The 1,620-nt window shown below is 68.8% G+C and carries 2 protein-coding genes; both read right to left on the bottom strand.

Annotated features, from left to right (window positions below):
- The coding region (locus ACFWM7_RS35220) for a beta-ketoacyl synthase N-terminal-like domain-containing protein (RefSeq protein ID WP_383268847.1) at nt 1-899 on the bottom strand (899 nt) is incomplete at its 3' end.
- 75 nt (nt 900-974) lie between these two features.
- The coding region (locus tag ACFWM7_RS35215; protein WP_383268844.1) for a phosphopantetheine-binding protein at nt 975-1,620 on the bottom strand (646 nt) is incomplete at its 5' end.

Here is a 1,620-nt window from a genome sequence, read left to right as displayed (position 1 = left end):
TTGATCGCCGAACCCCTCAACACCGCGAGAACCTCATGGCCCAGACGACGGGCGTCCGACAACCGCTCCAACAGCAACACCCCCGCACCCTCGGCCCAGCCGGTGCCGTCCGCAGCCGCCGCGAACGCCTTGCACCGGCCGTCCGCGGCCAGACCCCGCTGCCGCGAGAACTCCACGAACGACACGGCGGTCGACAGCACCGTGACACCACCCGCGAAGGCCAGGTCGCACTCGCCCCGACGCAGCGCCGTGGCCCCCATGTGCATCGCGACCAGCGACGAGGAGCACGCCGTGTCCACGGAGACGGTCGGCCCTTCGAAGCCGAACGTGTACGCCAGTCGTCCCGCGGCGATGCTGCCCATGCTGTTGCTGGTGAGGTTGCCTTCGTAGCCCTCCTTGGGGAGGTTGGGGCGCGCTCCGTAGTCGTGGTACATCTGGCCGACGAACACGCCCGTGCGGCTTCCGCGCAGCGTGGCCGGCACCACCCCCGCGCTCTCCATCGCCTCCCAGGTGGTCTCGAGCAGCAACCGCTGCTGCGGGTCCGCGACCGTGGCCTCGCGCGGGGACATCCCGAAGAAGGAGGGGTCGAAGCCGCTCACGTCGTCGAGGAAACCGCCCTCTTGCACGTACGACTTGCCCACGCTGTCGGGATCAGGGTCGTACAGGTCCTCGCGCCAGCCGCGGTCCTTGGGGAACGGTGAGACGGCGTCGACGCCGTCGGTGACCAGTTTCCACAGGCTCTCGGGATCGGTCACGCCGCCCGGATAGCGGCAGGCCATCCCCACGATCGCGATCGGCTCCCGGGCCTTCTCCTCGACCTCACGGAGCCGGACACGCGCGTCCCGCGCATCCGCTATCGCGCGCTTGAGGTACTCCCGGAGTTCGTTCTCGTCCGCCATCAGAATTCAACCCTTCGAAGTTCATGTGTGAGATGAAGCGGGAGGGGCGTGGGCCGGCCGCCCGCCGGTGGGTGGCTATTCGGCCCTGTCGACCAGGGCGAAGAGCTCTTCGTCGCTCGCGGAATCGAGGTCCTCGTCCAGCCCGGCCCCGGTCAGCTCGAGCAGCCGCTGCAGCTGTACGGTGATACGCCGTCGCAGCGCGGCGTCTCCCTTGACGCCCCGGATGCGCTCCTCCAGCTCGCCCAGCCGCGAGAACACGGCCTCCGGCGTGGACCCGCTCCGTGCGGACCGGTCGACCTGATCGATCCGGGTCATCTGGACGATCTGATCGGCCAGTTGACCATCGAGGAACCCTGCCAGCGCGCCGATCGACGGGTAGTCGAAGACGACCGTGTTCGCGAACCGCATCCCGCACATCTTGTTCAGCCGGTTCCGCAGGTCCACCGCGCTCAGGGAGTCGAAGCCCATCTCCTGAAGGGCGCGGTCCACATCGATCTCCCGCGAGTCCTCGTGGCCCAGGATGTCGGCCACCTCGTCCTGCACCAGGTCCACGAGGTCGCGCCTGCGCTCGTTCTCGGGAAGTCCGGCCAGCCGCTGGAGGAGCGGGGGTACCGGACCGCTGTCCTGGGTGGTGAGCAGGGTGTGGGGTGGGGGTGTGTGCTGGTCGGTGAGCTGAGTGTCCAGGAACCCGGCCAGAGCGCTGACGGAGGGATAGTCGAAG

The organism is Streptomyces sp. NPDC058375, from assembly GCF_042723425.1.
Taxonomy (GTDB): domain Bacteria; phylum Actinomycetota; class Actinomycetes; order Streptomycetales; family Streptomycetaceae; genus Streptomyces; species Streptomyces durocortorensis.
Note: the sequence above shows the minus strand (reverse complement) of the source record. Positions and strands in the feature narration are given on the sequence as shown.